This window comes from Pantoea sp. UBA5035, assembly GCF_002415245.1.
GTDB classification, from domain to species: Bacteria; Pseudomonadota; Gammaproteobacteria; order Enterobacterales; family Enterobacteriaceae; genus Pantoea; species Pantoea septica.
In genome coordinates this window covers 115,069-130,946 of sequence record NZ_DICD01000004.1, presented here as the reverse complement: position 1 = coordinate 130,946, position 15,878 = coordinate 115,069, and the positions used below count along the sequence as shown (strand labels likewise).

The following is a 15,878-nucleotide window of genomic DNA, read 5'->3' as shown; positions in this document are numbered from 1 at the left end:
CTGGCATCGCTTTTTTTACAACTTCCTCTCTGGCGGCCGGCAGCGACCTGATGCAGTCGGCCAGCCAGATCACCGCCACCGGCCTGGCGAAACAGCAGGATCTTCCTTCATTAACCGGCGAAAGCGCCGAACCGGCGCTGGCGCGCGTGCCCGACTCACTGACCATTAATCAGGCGGTGCAGCGCGCGATCCAGTGGCATCCCGACATCGCCGAAGCGGTGGGAAAGCTGCTTGAGCAGGCGGATCAGGTGGACGTGGCGAAAGCCAAATACTATCCGCAGATCAGCGGCGGCATGAATAACGGTTACAGCAACAGCTACAGCGAGAAGGGCTACAGTCCCTCGTTCGTGCTGTCGGTCTCTCAGATGCTCTATGACTTCGGCAAGGTCAGCAGCTCGGTGCGCTCCGCCGAGGCGGGCGTCGCCCAGCAGCAGGCCAACGTGCTGGTGAGCATCGACACCGTCGCGCACGACACGGCCGCGGCGCTGGTGCAGGTGCAGGGCTATCAGCAGCTGGTGAAGATCGCCCAGGAGCAGCTATCGGCGCTGATGAAAATCGGCGATCTCGCGCGTCAGCGCAACAATGAAGGCGCCGCCTCGCTCTCCGACGCCACGCAAACCGACGCGCGTATCGAAGGGGCGCGCACCGTGCTGACGCAGTATCAGGCCAATCTCGACCGCTGGCGCGCCACGCTGGCGACCTATCTCGGCTGGCCGCTGGTGAAAAAGGTCAGCGACGACTTTCCCGCCAGCCTGGCGCGTTCCTGTGACGCCGCGAAAAGCGACGACCGTACTATTCCGGCGGTGCTGGCCGCCTGGGCGCAGGCCAACGAGGCGCAGGCAAAGCTGGACAACGCCAACGCGCAGATGCTGCCCACTATTTCGCTGGAGCCGCAGGTAACGCACTACCTCAATAATCACTACGCCAGCAGCGAGACGCTGGATCGCACGCAATATTCCGCCTGGGTCAAAGTTGAGATGCCGCTCTATCAGGGCGGCGGTATGACCGCCAGCCGCAACGCCGCCGCCAACGCGCTGACCGCGGCCAACGCGGCGGTCAATTCGGCGCGGCTGAAGGCGCGCCAGCAGCTAAACGAATCGCAGAGCCAGTCGCAAAGCCTGGCGCTCAGCCTGGCGATTCAGGCGCGGCAGCAGCGGCTGGGGGAGAAAACCCAGGAGCTTTATCAGGATCAATATCTGCAGCTCGGCACTCGCCCGCTGCTCGACGTGCTCAACGCCGAGCAGGAGGTGTTCCAGACGCGCTTTACGCTGCAGCAAACCATCAGCCAGTTGCGCGCGCTGCAGCTCGACTGCCTTTACAGCACCGGCCATATGCGGTCGGCGTTCGCCCTGAATAATCAGCGGATCCAGTCCGTGGAGATCCAGCCATGACGCAAATGCAGCTTCCAGATTCGCCCGCCGGCAAGCCCGAGGGAGACGAAGGCGGAGTGCCGCTCCAGGGCTGGGCAACAGCCATTATCCTGATCGCCGCGCACTATCGTCTGCCCTGTTCGCCGGGCATGATCCTCGCCGCCAGCGAGTGGCAGGGCAAACAGACGCGCGACAAGGCGCTGCGCCATCTGGCGCGCCAGGCGGGCATGTCGCTGCAGCTTTACCAGGATAATAAGTGGGAGATTAACCACTGGCGGCTGCCGCTGGCGGTGGAGCTGACAGATGGCCAGGTCGGGGTCATCGTCAGCTTCGACGGCGAAGATGAAGTGCGGGTGCACTTCAGCGGCGACGAGCAGCCGACGCCGCTGGCGCTCGGCACGCTGTTGCCCGACATCCGCTTCGCCGCCGCTTTTCGCCCGCTCACCGCCGCCAAAGACAGCCGCGTCGACCGCTATCTGGAGACCATTAAGCCCGACTGGCTGCGGCGCCTGGTGCTGCGCGATCTGCGTCCCTACGGCTACGTAATGCTGGGATCCTTCCTGATCAACCTGCTGGCGCTGGTGGGCATCATCTTCTCGATGCAGGTCTATGACCGGGTGATCCCGGCGCAGTCTTACCCCACGCTCTACGTGCTCTACGGCGGGGTGATTATCTCGGTGATCTTTACCTATATTCTGCGCGTCGGGCGCGATCACGTGACCGATCTGCTCGGCAAGCGCGCCGATATGCGCGTCTCCGACCGGGTGTTCGGCCATGCGCTGCGGCTGCGCAACAGCGCGATTCCGCGATCCACCGGCACCTTTATCTCTCAGCTGCGCGAGCTGGAGGCGATCCGCGAAATGGTGACCTCGACCACCGTCAGCTCGATCGTCGATATGCCGTTTTTCCTGCTGTTTATGCTGGTAATGGCGATTATCGCGCCGCAGCTGGCGTGGATCGCGCCGGTGGCGGTGATCCTGATGATCCTGCCCGGCGTGCTGAAGCAGAAAACGCTGGCGAGGCTGGCGCATCAGTCGCTGAAAGAGTCGACCCTGCGCAATGCGGTGCTGGTAGAGAGCGTACAGGGGCTGGAGGATATCAAGCTGATGCAGGCGGAGGACCGCTTTCTGCAGCAGTGGAACAGCTATATCCGCATCACCGCGCAGTCCGGCGTGGAGATGCGCAAAGTGATGCACTCGCTGATCAGCTGGGGCGTGACGGTGCAGGGGCTGGTTTATGCCAGCGTGATCGTGATCGGCGCGCCGATGGTGATCAACGGCGACATCACCACCGGCGCTATCGTCGCGGCGTCGCTGCTCTCGTCGCGCATGATCGCGCCGATGGGCACCCTGTGCGGCGTACTGGCGCGCTGGCAGCAGGTCAAGGCGGCGAAAACCAGCCTCGATGCGCTGATGGCGCTGCCGGTCGAGAACAGCAAAGACGAAACCCGCATTCACTGCCCGGTGCTGTTCGGCCACTACCAGTTCAGCGAGGCGATGTTTCGCTACTACAGCGACTCCGCCACCATCGCGCTGCGCATCAAAAGCCTGACCATCAAGCCGGGCGAACGCGTCGCCGTGCTGGGCCGCAACGGATCGGGCAAATCGACGCTGCTGCAGGCGATGATCGGCGGCATGGATCTGGTGGGCGGCGAACTGCGCCTCGACAACCTGAGCCTGCCGCATATCGATCTCGCCGACGTGCGCCGCAACGTCGGCCTGATGACGCAGAACGCGCGGCTGTTCCACGGCACGCTGCGCGAAAACCTGACGATGGGCGCGGCGCACGCCAGCGACGAGGCGATCTTCGCCGCGCTGACGGTGAGCGGCGGCGCGGACTTTATTCGCCGGCTGCCGCTCGGGCTCGATCATCCGGTGATGGAGGGCGGCGTCGGACTGTCCGGCGGCCAGCGGCAGTCGGTGCTGCTGGCGCGTATGCTGCTGCGCGATCCCAATATCGTGCTGCTGGACGAGCCGACCGCCTCGCTGGACGACCACACCGAAAAAGAGTTTATCGAACGGCTCGGCCAGTGGCTCAACGGCCGCACGCTGGTGGTGGCGACTCACCGCGCCGCCATTCTCGCGCTGGTGGATCGCGTGCTGGTATTAAAAGAGGGGCAGCTGGTGATGGACAGCCCGAAAGAGAGCGCCCTGCCGCCTGCGCGGCCGGCGCTCAATCGTCCGGAGGATCAGGCATGAGTGAGCTATCGACCAAACTGCGGCTGGTGGCGCCCGAAGCGGAGACCTCAGACGATCTTAACGGCGATCTGCGTTCGGAAGCCTACTACAGCGGCTCGGTGCGCCTGATCGTCATCAGCTTTTTTCTGCTGATGGCGGGTCTGATCTGGGCATGGTTCGGCGTGCTGGACGAGGTATCGACCGGCACCGGCAAAGTGATCCCCAGCTCGCGCGATCAGGTGCTGAGCTCGCTGGAAGGCGGGATCCTCGCCGAGCTTAACGTGCATGAAGGGGATCGGGTCGAGGCGGGGCAGATCGTGGCGAAGCTCGATCCGACGCGATCCGTATCCAGCGTCGGCGAAAGCGCGGCGCGCTACCGGGCCGCGCTGGCGGCCAGCGCGCGGCTCTACGCCGAGGTGAACGATCAGCCTCTGCGCTTTCCCGACGAGCTAAAGGCCTTTCCCGATCTGATCGCTTCGGAAACCCGGCTCTACACCACCCGACGCGCGCAGTTAAAAGACGCGACGGCGCAGATCCAGCAGTCCCTCGGGCTGGCCAACCGCGAGCTGGGCATTACCCAGCGGCTGGCGAAAAGCGGCGCCGCCAGCAGCGTCGAGGTGCTGCGGCTGCAGCGCGACAAGTCCGATCTGGAGCTGAAGCTCACCGATATGCGTTCGCAGTATTACGTGCAGGCGCGCGAGGATCTGGCGAAGGCGTCGGCGGAAGCGGACAGCCTGGCGCAAACGGTGAAGGGACGCGAAGATACCGTCAGCCGCCTGACCCTGCGCTCGCCGATGCGCGGCATCGTAAAAAACATCAAGGTCACCACCGTCGGCGGGGTGATCCCGCCCAACGGCGAGCTGATGAATATCGTGCCGATGGATGACCGCCTGCTGATCGAGGCGCGCCTCTCGCCGCGCGATATCGCCTTTATCCATCCGGGCCAGAAGGCGCTGGTGAAGATCTCCGCCTACGACTACGCGATCTACGGCGGGCTGCACGGCGTGGTGGAGAGCATCTCGCCCGACACCATTCAGGATGAGGTGAAGCCGGAGATCTACTACTATCGCGTCTTTATCCGCACCGATACCGACTACGTGCAGAACAAAGCGGGACGCCGCTTCGCCATTAGTCCCGGCATGGTCTCTACGGTCGATATCAAGACCGGCGAGAAAACGGTGATGGACTATCTGGTCAAGCCGTTTAACCGCGCCAAAGAGGCGCTGCGAGAACGTTAATGCGATCTCAACAAACGCGTTTCCGGCGCGTCGCGCATTGCAGCGCGCGCCGAACTCCGCAATAATTGCGTAAACTGCGGCAACGCAAACATCCCTTCCTCGTCGGGCTTAACGACGCGGAGGGGATTTTTTTTATCTGGCCTTCACCTGTAACTTAATGCCATGCGGCAGCGAGGATAATTTATGTATAACACCCTGGGCAATCAGTACGACAATTCGCTGGTTTCAAACGCCTTCGGCTTCATGCGTTTTCCGGTCAACTTCCAGCCTTACGACAGCGACGCCGAGTGGGTCATCACCGGCGTGCCTTTCGACGCCGCGACCTCTGGCCGTCCGGGCAGCCGTCTGGGACCGGGCGCGATCCGTCAGATCTCCACCAACCTCGCCTGGGAAGGGTGCCGCTGGCCGTGGCAGTTCGATCTGCGTCAGCGTCTCAACGTGGTGGACTGCGGCGATCTGGTTTACGCCTTCGGCGATTCGCAGGATCTCTCTGACAAATTACAGGCGCACGCGGAAAAACTGCTGGCGAACGGCAAGCGCATGCTGACCTTCGGCGGCGATCACTACGTGACGCTGCCGCTGCTGCGCGCCCATGCGAAGCATTTCGGCAAGCTGGCGCTGGTGCATTTCGACGCCCATACCGATACTTACTCCAACGGCCCGACGTTCGATCACGGCACCATGTTCTTTACCGCGCCGCAAGAGGGGCTGATCGATCCGCAACACTCGGTGCAGATCGGCATCCGCACCGAGTTCGATAAGAGCCTCGGCTTTAACGTGCTGGATGCGGCGCAGGTCAACGATCGCAGCGTCGACGATATCCTGGCGGAAGTGAAGCGCACCGTTGGCGATATGCCGGTGTACCTGACCTTCGACATCGACTGTCTGGATCCGGCGCACGCGCCCGGCACCGGCACGCCGGTCATCGGCGGCCTGACTACCGACAAGGCGACCAAACTGGTACGCGGCCTGCAGGGCCTGAACATTGTCGGCATGGATCTGGTGGAAGTGGCGCCAGGCTACGACCACGCCGATCTCACCTCGCTGGCCGCCGCTACGCTGGCGCTCGATATGCTGCACGTGCAGGCGGCGAACAAAGGCGAATAACCCTTAGATCCGGGCGCACTCGCGCGCCCGGTTTTAACCGTAACGGAGAGCATGATGGGCTTACTTGATGAATTAGTCGGCGCTTTAGGCAACGGCAACGGACGCAATACCTTAGGCGAACTGGAAGCGGTCTGGAACTGGGTGCAGGAGCAGGGCGGGGTACAGGTGCTGCTGCAGAAGTTCCAGCAGGGCGGCCTGGGCGAAATTTTAAGTTCATGGATCGGCACCGGCAGCAACCAGTCGGTCAGCGGCGGGCAGCTGCAGTCGGCGTTCGGCGAAGAGGCGATGCAGTCGCTGGCGCAGAAGCTGGGCACCGACGTGAATGGCGCCTCCGGCAAGCTGGCGGAGCTGTTGCCGCACCTGGTTGACCGCATGTCGCCGCAGGGCCAGATGGACGATCAAACTCTGCACGACAAGCAGCTCGATCTGGGATCGATGGTCGATCAGCTTTTTAAGCGCTAGTTTCCACGCGCGCCGCCGCACGGCGGCGCGCGCTCGCTTATTTTCCGGCGTCCGCCGCGATGCGCTCGCGAATATGCTGCGCGCGCGCCGCGGAGTCGGGATGCGAATCAAACAGGCTGCTCTGCTGACCCTGCTGCATTTTCGCCAGCTTCTCAAAGCTGGTCGCCAGCCCCATCGGATCGATACCGCGTTTCTTCAGTAGATCGTAAGAGTAGTCATCCGCCTGCGACTCCTGGGTTTGCGAGAACTGCGCGTTGACCAGCTTTTCGCCCAGATCTCCCAGCTGCGACTGCGACAGCGAGCCGATCACGCCGCCTACGGATGCGGCCGCGGTGCGCGCCGCCGTGGTGCCGAAGGCGACCTGCATCGCCTTGCGCGTGTGACCCAGCGCGACGTGTCCCATCTCATGCCCCAGCACGCCTTCGACCTCGTTGTCGTCCATCATATCCATCAGGCCGCTGTAGACGCGGATGCAGCCGTTGGCCATCGCCCAGGCGTTGACGTCTTTGGTGACGTAGACGCGGTAGTTGGCCGGCGTGCCGTTGATGTTGTCGCCCAGCGCGGCGGCGATTTTTTTCAGGCGCTGCTGGTAGGTGCTGTCGGCGGGCGCGAGCTGGTTCTCTTTATCCATCTGCGCGCAGGATTGATCGCTGAGCTGCTTTACCTGCTCGTCGTTAAGGGTGTAGGCCTGAAAAGCCTGCGCGCCCGACTGCAGCAGCGCGTTATTGTCCATGCCCTGGCAGCCGCTGAGCAGCGCCGCGAGGCTGATTGCCATGATGCCTGTCTTGATCGTCATGCGTACATCCTGTGGGTAACAAGGTCAGAAAAGCAGGTATCTGAAAAAGGGTCAGATACGGTAAAGAGTGGGTTATAGCCTGTCGTCGGCCACTTCGCTAGCAGACATTGCCGTAAATGCCAGACGGAGCGGCGACATTTAGCACGGCGCGGCATGTACTTTTGCCCCGATTTTCATGTACATTGATGAGCGACTTTTTCCTTGTTTTGCCCGATAAATCATTAATAACAATGAGTTAAATAGGCGAATCATTAATCCGACCTGGAGTAGAAAATGCCCTCTCGTAAAGAGCTTGCCAACGCCATTCGCGCGTTAAGTATGGACGCAGTACAGAAAGCCAAATCGGGACATCCGGGGGCCCCGATGGGTATGGCAGATATTGCCGAGGTGCTGTGGCGCGGCTACCTGAACCATAACCCCACCAACCCGCTGTGGGCCGATCGCGACCGCTTCGTGCTCTCCAACGGCCACGGCTCGATGCTGATTTACAGCCTGCTGCACCTCACCGGCTACGATTTGCCAATGAGCGAGCTGCAGAACTTCCGCCAGCTGCATTCAAAAACTCCAGGTCACCCGGAATACGGCTACACCCCAGGCGTGGAAACCACCACCGGCCCGCTGGGCCAGGGCATCGCCAACGCAGTCGGCTTCGCTATCGCCGAGCGCACGCTGGCGGCGCAGTTCAACCGTCCGGGCCACGACATCGTCGATCACAACACCTATGTGTTTATGGGCGACGGCTGCATGATGGAAGGCATCTCGCACGAAGTCTGCTCGCTGGCTGGCACCCTGAAGCTGGGCAAACTGGTCGCCTTCTATGACGACAACGGCATCTCTATCGACGGCCATATCGACGGCTGGTTCACCGATGACACCGCGAAGCGCTTTGAAGCCTACGGCTGGCACGTAGTGCGCGGCGTAGACGGCCACGATGCGGACGCTATCGCGAAGGCGATCGACGAAGCGAAAGCGGTGAGCGATAAGCCTTCGCTGCTGATGTGCAAAACCGTTATCGGCTTCGGCTCGCCGAACAAAGCTGGCACCCATGACTCGCACGGCGCGCCGCTGGGCGACGACGAAGTGGCGCTGACTCGCAAGCAGCTGGGCTGGGCGCACGCGCCGTTCGTGATCCCGTCGGAGATCTACGCCGAGTGGGATGCGAAAGAAGCCGGCCAGGCGAAAGAGGCGCAGTGGAACGAGAAATTCGCCGCTTACGCGCAGGCGTTCCCGGAGCTGGCCGCCGAGTTCAAACGTCGCGTCAGCAACGAGCTGCCGGCTAACTGGCAGGAAGAGTCGCAGAAGTTCATCGAGCAGCTGCAGGCGAATCCGGCGAAAATCGCCAGCCGTAAAGCCTCGCAGAACGCAATCGAAGCGTTCGGCAAGCTGCTGCCGGAATATCTGGGCGGTTCTGCCGACCTGGCGCCGAGCAACCTGACTATGTGGTCCGGCTCTAAGCCGATCAACGTTGACCTGGCGGGCAACTATATTCACTACGGCGTGCGCGAGTTCGGTATGACCGCTATCGCCAACGGCATCGCGCTGCACGGCGGCTTCCTGCCTTACACCGCGACCTTCCTGATGTTCGTGGAGTATGCGCGCAACGCGGCGCGTATGGCGGCGCTGATGAAGATCCGTCAGATCATGGTCTATACCCACGACTCTATCGGTCTGGGCGAAGATGGCCCGACGCACCAGCCGGTCGAGCAGCTGGCCAGCCTGCGCACCACGCCGAACATGAGCACCTGGCGCCCGTGCGACCAGGTTGAGTCCGCGGTGGCGTGGAAATATGCTATCGAGCGCAAAGATGGCCCGAGCGCGCTGATCTTCTCTCGCCAGAACCTGGCGCAGCAGGAGCGTACGCCTGAGCAGCTGGCGAACATCGCGCGCGGCGGCTACATCCTGAAAGATTGCGACGGTCAGCCGGAGCTGATCCTGATCGCCACCGGTTCTGAAGTCGAGCTGGCGGTTGCGGCCTGGGACAAGCTGAGCAGCGAAGGGGTCAAAGCGCGCGTGGTTTCCATGCCTTCTACCGACGCCTTCGACAAGCAGGATGCTGCCTACCGCGAAGCGGTACTGCCGAAAGCGATCGGCGCGCGCGTCGCTATTGAAGCGGGCATCGCCGACTACTGGCAGCGCTACACCGGCCTACACGGCGCGGTGGTCGGCATGACTACCTTCGGCGAATCTGCACCGGCCGAGAAGCTGTTCGAGGTGTTTGGTTTCACCGTTGACAACGTAGTGTCACAGGCGAAAGCGGTGCTGGCATCATAAGCCCTTAGCCTGAAGAGAGAGGGACGCCAACAGGCGTCCCTTTTTTATGGCCGGCTGAATTATTCCTCAAGTAATAGCATACGTGTGGGCAAAAATGTGACGCAGATCCAATAATCAGTGGCGCATTTGATCGCAGTCATTCCCGTTATTCCTTCCATGCTTTATTGTAGCTGAACCGTTTCAGTTAGCCGTTTTTTAGCAGCGATTTCGGCGCGGAGCGCGCGAAAATCTCCTGTACAAACCCGCGTGAAACGCTCAGGCTATCGGCACGTTTATTAGCAGGAAGTGGCAGAAAAGATGACCATTCGGGTGGCGATAAATGGCTTTGGCCGCATTGGGCGCAACGTACTGCGCGCCCTCTATGAGACCGGGCGTCGCGCCGAAATTACCGTGGTGGCGATTAACGAACTGGCGGAGGCGGCCGGCATGGCGCACCTGCTGAAGTATGATACCAGCCACGGCCGCTTCGCCTTCGACGTGCGTCAGGAGCGCGATCTGCTGTGGGTCGGCGACGATACCATCCGCATTCTGCATCACGCCGCTATCGACGCGCTGCCGTGGCGCGAGCTTAACGTCGACGTGGTGCTGGAGTGTACCGGCGTCTACGGCAGCCGGGCGGACGGCGAGGCGCATCTGCAGGCGGGCGCGAAGAAGGTGCTTTTCTCCCATCCGGGCGGCAGCGATCTCGACGCCACCGTGGTGTACGGCGTGAACGAACAGGCTCTTAAACAAACTGACCGCATCGTCTCCAACGCCTCCTGCACCACCAACTGCATTATCCCGGTGATCAAACTGCTGGACGACGCCTTCGGCATCGAGTCGGGCACCGTGACCACCATCCACTCGGCGATGCACGATCAGCAGGTCATTGACGCCTATCACAGCGACCTGCGCCGCACGCGCGCTGCCAGCCAGTCGATTATTCCGGTCGACACCAAACTGGCCGCCGGGATTACCCGTATTTTTCCGAAATTCGCCGATCGCTTTGAAGCGATTGCGGTACGCGTGCCTACTATCAACGTGACGGCCATCGATCTCAGCGTCTCCGTACGCGAGGCGGTAAGGGCCTGCGAGGTCAACGCGCTGCTGCAAAACGCGTCAGAAGGGGCATTTCGTGGTATAGTTGACTATACGGAATTACCGTTAGTCTCAGTAGATTTTAACCACGATCCGCACAGTGCCATTGTGGACGGCACGCAAACGCGGGTCAGCGGTCAGCACCTGATCAAGACCCTGGTCTGGTGTGACAACGAATGGGGCTTTGCTAACCGAATGCTCGACACGACGTTAGCGATGGCCGCAAGCGGTTTCAGGTAAGGCGCGGTTTGCGCCTGGCAAAACTTATGAGAATCAACGAGAGGGTTCACCATGTCTGTAATTAAGATGTCCGATTTGGATCTGGCTGGTAAGCGCGTTCTGATCCGTGCCGATCTCAACGTACCAGTAAAAGAAGGGAAAGTGACGTCAGACGCACGTATCCGTGCTTCTCTGCCTACCATCGAATCGGCGTTGAAACAGGGCGCAAAAGTGATGGTCACCTCTCACCTGGGTCGCCCGACCGAAGGTGAATACAACGAAGAATTCTCCCTGCTGCCTGTTGTTAACTATCTGAAAGAAAAACTGAACGGTACCAACGTTACCCTGGCAAAAGATTACCTCGACGGCGTGGAAGTCGGCGCGGGCGAGCTGGTGGTGCTGGAAAACGTTCGCTTTAACAAAGGCGAGAAGAAAGACGACGAAGCGCTGTCGAAAAAATATGCCGCGCTGTGCGACGTCTTCGTGATGGACGCTTTCGGCACCGCGCACCGCGCGCAGGCCTCAACGCATGGCGTCGGCAAATTCGCGCCGATCGCCTGTGCAGGCCCGCTGCTGTCAGCCGAGCTGGAAGCGCTGGGCAAAGTGATGAGCAACCCGGAGCGTCCGCTGGTGGCGGTGGTCGGTGGCTCAAAAGTATCGACCAAATTCGACGTGCTGCAGTCGCTGGTGAAAATCGCTGACACCGTTATCGTCGGCGGCGGCATCGCCAACACCTTCGTCGCTATCGACAACAACGTCGGCAAATCGCTCTACGAGCCGGACTTCGTCGAAGCGGCGAAAGGCCTGCGCGACCAGTACGGCATTCCGGTTCCAACCGACTCGCGCGTCGGCACGGAATTCTCTGAAACTGCGCCAGCAACGGTGAAAAAGGTTTCCGAAGTAGCGGATAACGAAGAGATTATGGACTTCGGCGACGAAACCGCGCAGGCGATGGCGAAAGTGCTGAAAGAAGCCAAAACCATTCTGTGGAATGGTCCGGTCGGCGTGTTCGAGTTCCCGAATTTCCGTAAGGGCACCGAAATCGTGGCGAACGCCATTGCAGACAGCGAAGCCTTCTCTGTTGCAGGCGGCGGCGATACCCTGGCGGCTATCGACCTGTTCGGCATTGAAGACAAAATCTCTTACATCTCTACCGGCGGCGGCGCATTCCTGGAATTCGTCGAAGGCAAAAAACTGCCTGCGGTCGCCATGCTGGAAGAGCGTGCTAAGCAGTAATCCTTTGGGGGCGACGCCTGGCGCGTCGCCTGAAGACTTGCCCCGTTGGGCGTTTAAAGCGCTGTCCCCACAGGGGATAGTCGGTCACGAAACAGGACACAATCATGTCTAAAATTTTTGATTTCGTTAAACCCGGCGTTGTCACTGGTGATGACGTTCAGAAGATCTTCCAGGTAGCGAAAGAGAACAAATTCGCGCTGCCAGCGGTAAACTGCGTCGGCACCGACTCAATCAACGCCGTACTGGAAGCCGCCGCGAAAGTAAAAGCGCCGGTTATCGTCCAGTTCTCTAACGGCGGCGCCGCGTTTATCGCCGGTAAAGGTTTCAAAACCGACAAGCCGCAGGGCGCGGCGATTTTCGGCGCTATCGCAGGCGCGCATCACGTTCACCTGATGGCTGAACAGTATGGCGTGCCGGTTATCCTGCACACCGACCACTGCGCGAAAAAACTGCTGCCGTGGATCGACGGTCTGCTGGACGCAGGCGAAGCGCACTTCCAGAAAACCGGCAAACCGCTGTTCTCTTCTCACATGATCGACCTCTCTGAAGAGTCGCTGGAAGAGAACATCGAGATTTGCAGCAAGTACCTGGCGCGCATGGACAAAATGGGCATGACGCTGGAAATCGAGCTGGGCGTGACCGGCGGTGAAGAGGATGGCGTGGACAACAGCCACGTTGACGCTTCTGCCCTCTACAGCCAGCCGGAAGACGTAGACTACGCCTACACCGAACTGAGCAAAATCAGCAAGCGCTTCACTATCGCGGCCTCTTTCGGCAACGTGCACGGCGTGTACAAGCCGGGCAACGTTAAGCTGACCCCGACCATTCTGCGCGACTCGCAGAAATACGTCTGTGAGAAACATGGCCTGCCGCACAACGCGCTGGACTTCGTTTTCCATGGCGGTTCCGGCTCTTCTGCAGCGGAAATCGAAGAGTCGATCAGCTACGGCGTGATCAAAATGAACATCGATACCGACACCCAGTGGGCAACCTGGGACGGTATTCTGCAGTACTACAAAAAGAACGAAGAGTATCTGCAGGCGCAGCTCGGCAACCCGCAGGGTCCGGACAGCCCGAACAAGAAATACTACGATCCGCGCGTCTGGCTGCGTGCGGCGCAGGCCTCAATGGTCGTGCGCCTTGAGCAGGCTTTCAAAGAGCTGAACGCTATCGATCGTCTGTAATCCGCTTCGCAGGTTAACAACGCAGGCCAGATCTTCGGATCTGGCCTTTTTTTATGCCGCTGCTGGGCTTTTTCGCCTAAATTTGCAACAAATTCAACGCAGATTTGGCATATTCGCCGAATGTTGTTTACCCTTGATAGCTGGTTTGCCGGAATTTTCTGGCTGTGATTTGATCTTCCCGGCAGGGAATTCAACAACAGGGCTCTCAAATGGAAGACTTAAACGTCGTAGACGGCATTCATAACGCCGGCGGCTGGCTGGTGCGCAATCAGGCGCTCATTCTCAGCTATGCGGTCAATATCGTAGCGGCTGTGGTTATCCTTATCCTGGGGATGATTGTGGCGCGCATTATCTCAAGAGGCATCAACCGGGTGCTGGTAGCGCGCCATATCGATAAAACGGTGGCGGACTTTCTGTCGGCGCTGGTGCGCTACGGCGTTATCGCCTTCACCCTCATCGCCGCCCTGGGGCGCATCGGCGTGCAGACCGCGTCGGTTATCGCCGTGCTGGGCGCCGCCGGTCTGGCGGTCGGTCTGGCGTTACAGGGATCGCTCTCTAACCTGGCGGCGGGCGTGCTGCTGGTGACCTTCCGTCCTTTCCGCGCGGGCGAATTCGTCGATCTCGGCGGGGTGATGGGCACGGTGCTCAACGTGCAGATCTTTTCCACCACGCTGAAAAGCGCCGACGGTAAAATCGTTGTGGTGCCGAACGGCAAAATTATTGCCGGCAATATCGTCAACTTTTCACGCGAACCGGTGCGTCGCAATGAGTTCATCATCGGCGTCGCCTACGACGCAGACGTGGATGAGGTGATTGCGCTGCTGGAAGAGGTGGTTAAAAGCGATCCGCGCGTGCTGCAGGATATGGGCGTGCAGATCGGCCTCAACGAGCTGGCCGCCTCGTCGCTCAACTTTGTGGTGCGCTGCTGGAGCAACAGCGGCGATCTGCAGAACGTCTACTGGGATCTGCTGAAGAACTTCAAGCGCGCGCTGGATGCGAAGGGCATCGGCATTCCTTATCCGCAAATGGACGTGCATCTGCATCGCGTCAGCCAGCCTGACGCGGAAGCGACAGCGAAAGCAGAATAAACCTTTAAGGACGGCGCCTGCGCCGTCCTTATTAATCTGCCTAATAGCAGATTAAATCTTTCAATTTCCGCTAATAACCCCGCCTCTTTATACTCCTTTGCATCTCGCTGATGTAAGGAAAACGCCGTGTTATCAATGTATTTACAGGGGCTTGCTCTTGGCGCCTCGCTGATTCTGCCGCTGGGGCCGCAGAACGCATTCGTAATGAATCAGGGCGTTAAACGCCAGTACCATTTAATGACGGCGTCGCTCTGCACGCTGAGCGATATCGCGCTGATTTGCGGTGGCATCTTCGGCGGCAGCGCCTTGCTGCACCAGTCGCCGCTGCTGTTGATGCTCATCACCTGGGCCGGGGTGGCTTTTCTGCTGTGGTACGGCTGGAACGCGCTGCGCCGCGCCTTTAGCGGCGATGTCGACCTGGCCAGCGACAGCGAGCTTAAGCAGAGCCGCTGGCGCATTATCGCCACCATGCTGGCGGTCACCTGGCTTAATCCCCACGTCTATATCGATACCTTCGTGGTGCTGGGCAGTCTGGGCGGGCAACTGCCGACGCAGGAGGCGCGCCGCTGGTTCGCGCTGGGCACCGTCAGCGCGTCGGTGTTCTGGTTCTTTGGGCTGGCGCTGATGGCGGCCCGGCTCTCGCCCCGCTTGCGCACTGCCAGAGCGCAGCGCGCGATCAATCTGCTGGTCGGCGCGGTGATGTGGATTATCGCCAGCCAGCTGGCGCTGCAGGGAATAGCGAATTTCTGAGTTGAATTGTCCTAAAGCGGCAGAACAGGATAAGCAAAACGCGAACTTTTGCGGTATAACACGCTCTTAGCAGTGCATACTATTCCGTTCAGGCTCTGGCCTTTGATGCCGCAGCAAAACAGAGATTCCAAGGAGGACTTTCGTGAAACTGAAAGCACTGGCGCTGGTCGCCATGACAGGCGCTTTAGCGCTGCCGTTAAGCGCATTAGCCGACGAACTGCCGAACGGCCCGCATGTCGTGACCTCCGGTCAGGCGACCGTCGATGCGCGTCCGGATATCGCCACGCTCTCTATCGTGGTCAACGTCTCCTCTAAAGACGCCGCGGACGCAAAAAAGCAGGCCGACGATCGCGTCGCGCAATATTTTGATTTCCTGCAGAAAAACGGCATCGAGAAGAAAGATATTGATGCCGCTAACCTCAGCACGCAGCCGGAATATGACTATACCAAAGAGGGCAAGTCGGTGCTGAAAGGCTACCGCGCGGTGCGTCAGGTGCAGGTGACGCTGCGTCAGCTGGATAAGCTGAACGAACTGCTGGACGGCGCGCTGAAAAGCGGCCTGAACGAGATCCGCTCGGTCGAGCTGGGCGTCACCAATCCCGACAGCTATAAGGCGCAGGCGCGCAAGGCGGCGATTGATAACGCGACGCAGCAGGCCGCAGCGCTGGCGGAAGGCTTTAACGCGAAGCTTGGCCCGGTTTACAGCATTCGCTACCACGTGGCCAACTATCAGCCGATGCCGATGGCGCGCATGTATAAAGCCGCCGCGCCGGCTGCGGATACCTCCGCGCAGCAGACCTACGAGCAGCAGAGCATTCACTTCGACGATCAGGTGGATGTGGTCTTCGATATCAAGCCGAATGCGGCAGGCACGCAGCAGTAATGAAAAAGGGGCGCTAAGCG

12 protein-coding genes and 1 pseudogene are annotated in these 15,878 nt (G+C 60.4%); 12 read left to right on the top strand and 1 reads right to left on the bottom strand.

Going from position 1 to position 15,878, the window contains the following annotated elements; all coding sequences use genetic code 11:
• Window positions 1-50 precede the first annotated feature (50 nt).
• The 5 genes and pseudogenes from B3229_RS03640 to B3229_RS03620 form a co-directional block, all read left to right on the top strand.
• Entirely contained in the window at window positions 51-1,391 is a 1,341-nt protein-coding gene (locus B3229_RS03640; RefSeq protein WP_239670427.1) for a TolC family outer membrane protein, read from the top strand.
• On the top strand, window positions 1,388-3,568 hold the full coding sequence (locus B3229_RS03635) for a type I secretion system permease/ATPase (protein ID WP_286868737.1): 2,181 nt from the start codon (window positions 1,388-1,390) through the stop codon (window positions 3,566-3,568). Before B3229_RS03640 ends, B3229_RS03635 begins: the two co-directional genes overlap by 4 nt.
• Window positions 3,565-4,785 carry an HlyD family type I secretion periplasmic adaptor subunit gene (locus B3229_RS03630; RefSeq protein WP_048785538.1) on the top strand — a complete coding sequence of 407 codons (1,221 nt, stop codon included), beginning with the start codon at window positions 3,565-3,567 and terminating at the stop codon, window positions 4,783-4,785. The genes B3229_RS03635 and B3229_RS03630 overlap by 4 nt, the downstream gene beginning before the upstream one ends.
• 183 nt (window positions 4,786-4,968) lie before the next feature.
• Entirely contained in the window at window positions 4,969-5,892 is a 924-nt protein-coding gene (gene speB, locus B3229_RS03625; RefSeq protein ID WP_048785539.1) for an agmatinase, read from the top strand.
• Between the two features lie 48 nt (window positions 5,893-5,940).
• A pseudogene (locus B3229_RS03620) lies at window positions 5,941-6,354 on the top strand (YidB family protein); the annotation flags it as partial.
• Between the two features lie 37 nt (window positions 6,355-6,391).
• Here B3229_RS03620 and B3229_RS03615 read toward each other — a convergent pair.
• Window positions 6,392-7,150, bottom strand: coding sequence for a M48 family metallopeptidase (locus tag B3229_RS03615; RefSeq protein ID WP_286868732.1), 759 nt, complete (start codon window positions 7,148-7,150; stop codon window positions 6,392-6,394).
• Between the two features lie 273 nt (window positions 7,151-7,423).
• On the opposite strand from B3229_RS03615, the gene tkt reads away from it, so the two are divergent.
• The 7 genes from tkt (at window position 7,424) to B3229_RS03580 (ending at window position 15,858) form a co-directional block, all read left to right on the top strand.
• Window positions 7,424-9,421, top strand: a complete 1,998-nt coding sequence (tkt, locus tag B3229_RS03610) for a transketolase (protein ID WP_048785543.1) — start codon at window positions 7,424-7,426, stop codon at window positions 9,419-9,421.
• Window positions 9,422-9,718: 297 nt separating this feature from the next.
• Window positions 9,719-10,738: an erythrose-4-phosphate dehydrogenase gene (gene epd, locus B3229_RS03605; RefSeq protein ID WP_286868730.1), complete on the top strand. Its 1,020-nt coding sequence runs from the start codon at window positions 9,719-9,721 to the stop codon at window positions 10,736-10,738.
• 51 nt (window positions 10,739-10,789) lie between these two features.
• Window positions 10,790-11,953: a phosphoglycerate kinase gene (gene pgk / locus B3229_RS03600; protein ID WP_033752224.1), complete on the top strand. Its 1,164-nt coding sequence runs from the start codon at window positions 10,790-10,792 to the stop codon at window positions 11,951-11,953.
• A 104-nt stretch (window positions 11,954-12,057) separates the two neighbouring features.
• Window positions 12,058-13,137 carry a class II fructose-bisphosphate aldolase gene (gene fbaA / locus B3229_RS03595; protein WP_048785547.1) on the top strand — a complete coding sequence of 360 codons (1,080 nt, stop codon included), beginning with the start codon at window positions 12,058-12,060 and terminating at the stop codon, window positions 13,135-13,137.
• A 209-nt stretch (window positions 13,138-13,346) separates the two neighbouring features.
• A complete protein-coding gene (mscS, locus tag B3229_RS03590) occupies window positions 13,347-14,225 on the top strand; it encodes a small-conductance mechanosensitive channel MscS (RefSeq protein ID WP_286868727.1) in 879 nt (292 codons plus the stop codon).
• 126 nt (window positions 14,226-14,351) lie between these two features.
• Window positions 14,352-14,975, top strand: a complete 624-nt coding sequence (gene argO / locus B3229_RS03585; protein ID WP_286868726.1) for an arginine exporter ArgO — start codon at window positions 14,352-14,354, stop codon at window positions 14,973-14,975.
• Window positions 14,976-15,117: 142 nt separating this feature from the next.
• Window positions 15,118-15,858: an oxidative stress defense protein gene (locus B3229_RS03580; RefSeq protein ID WP_033752213.1), complete on the top strand. Its 741-nt coding sequence runs from the start codon at window positions 15,118-15,120 to the stop codon at window positions 15,856-15,858.
• Window positions 15,859-15,878: the final 20 nt, after the last annotated feature.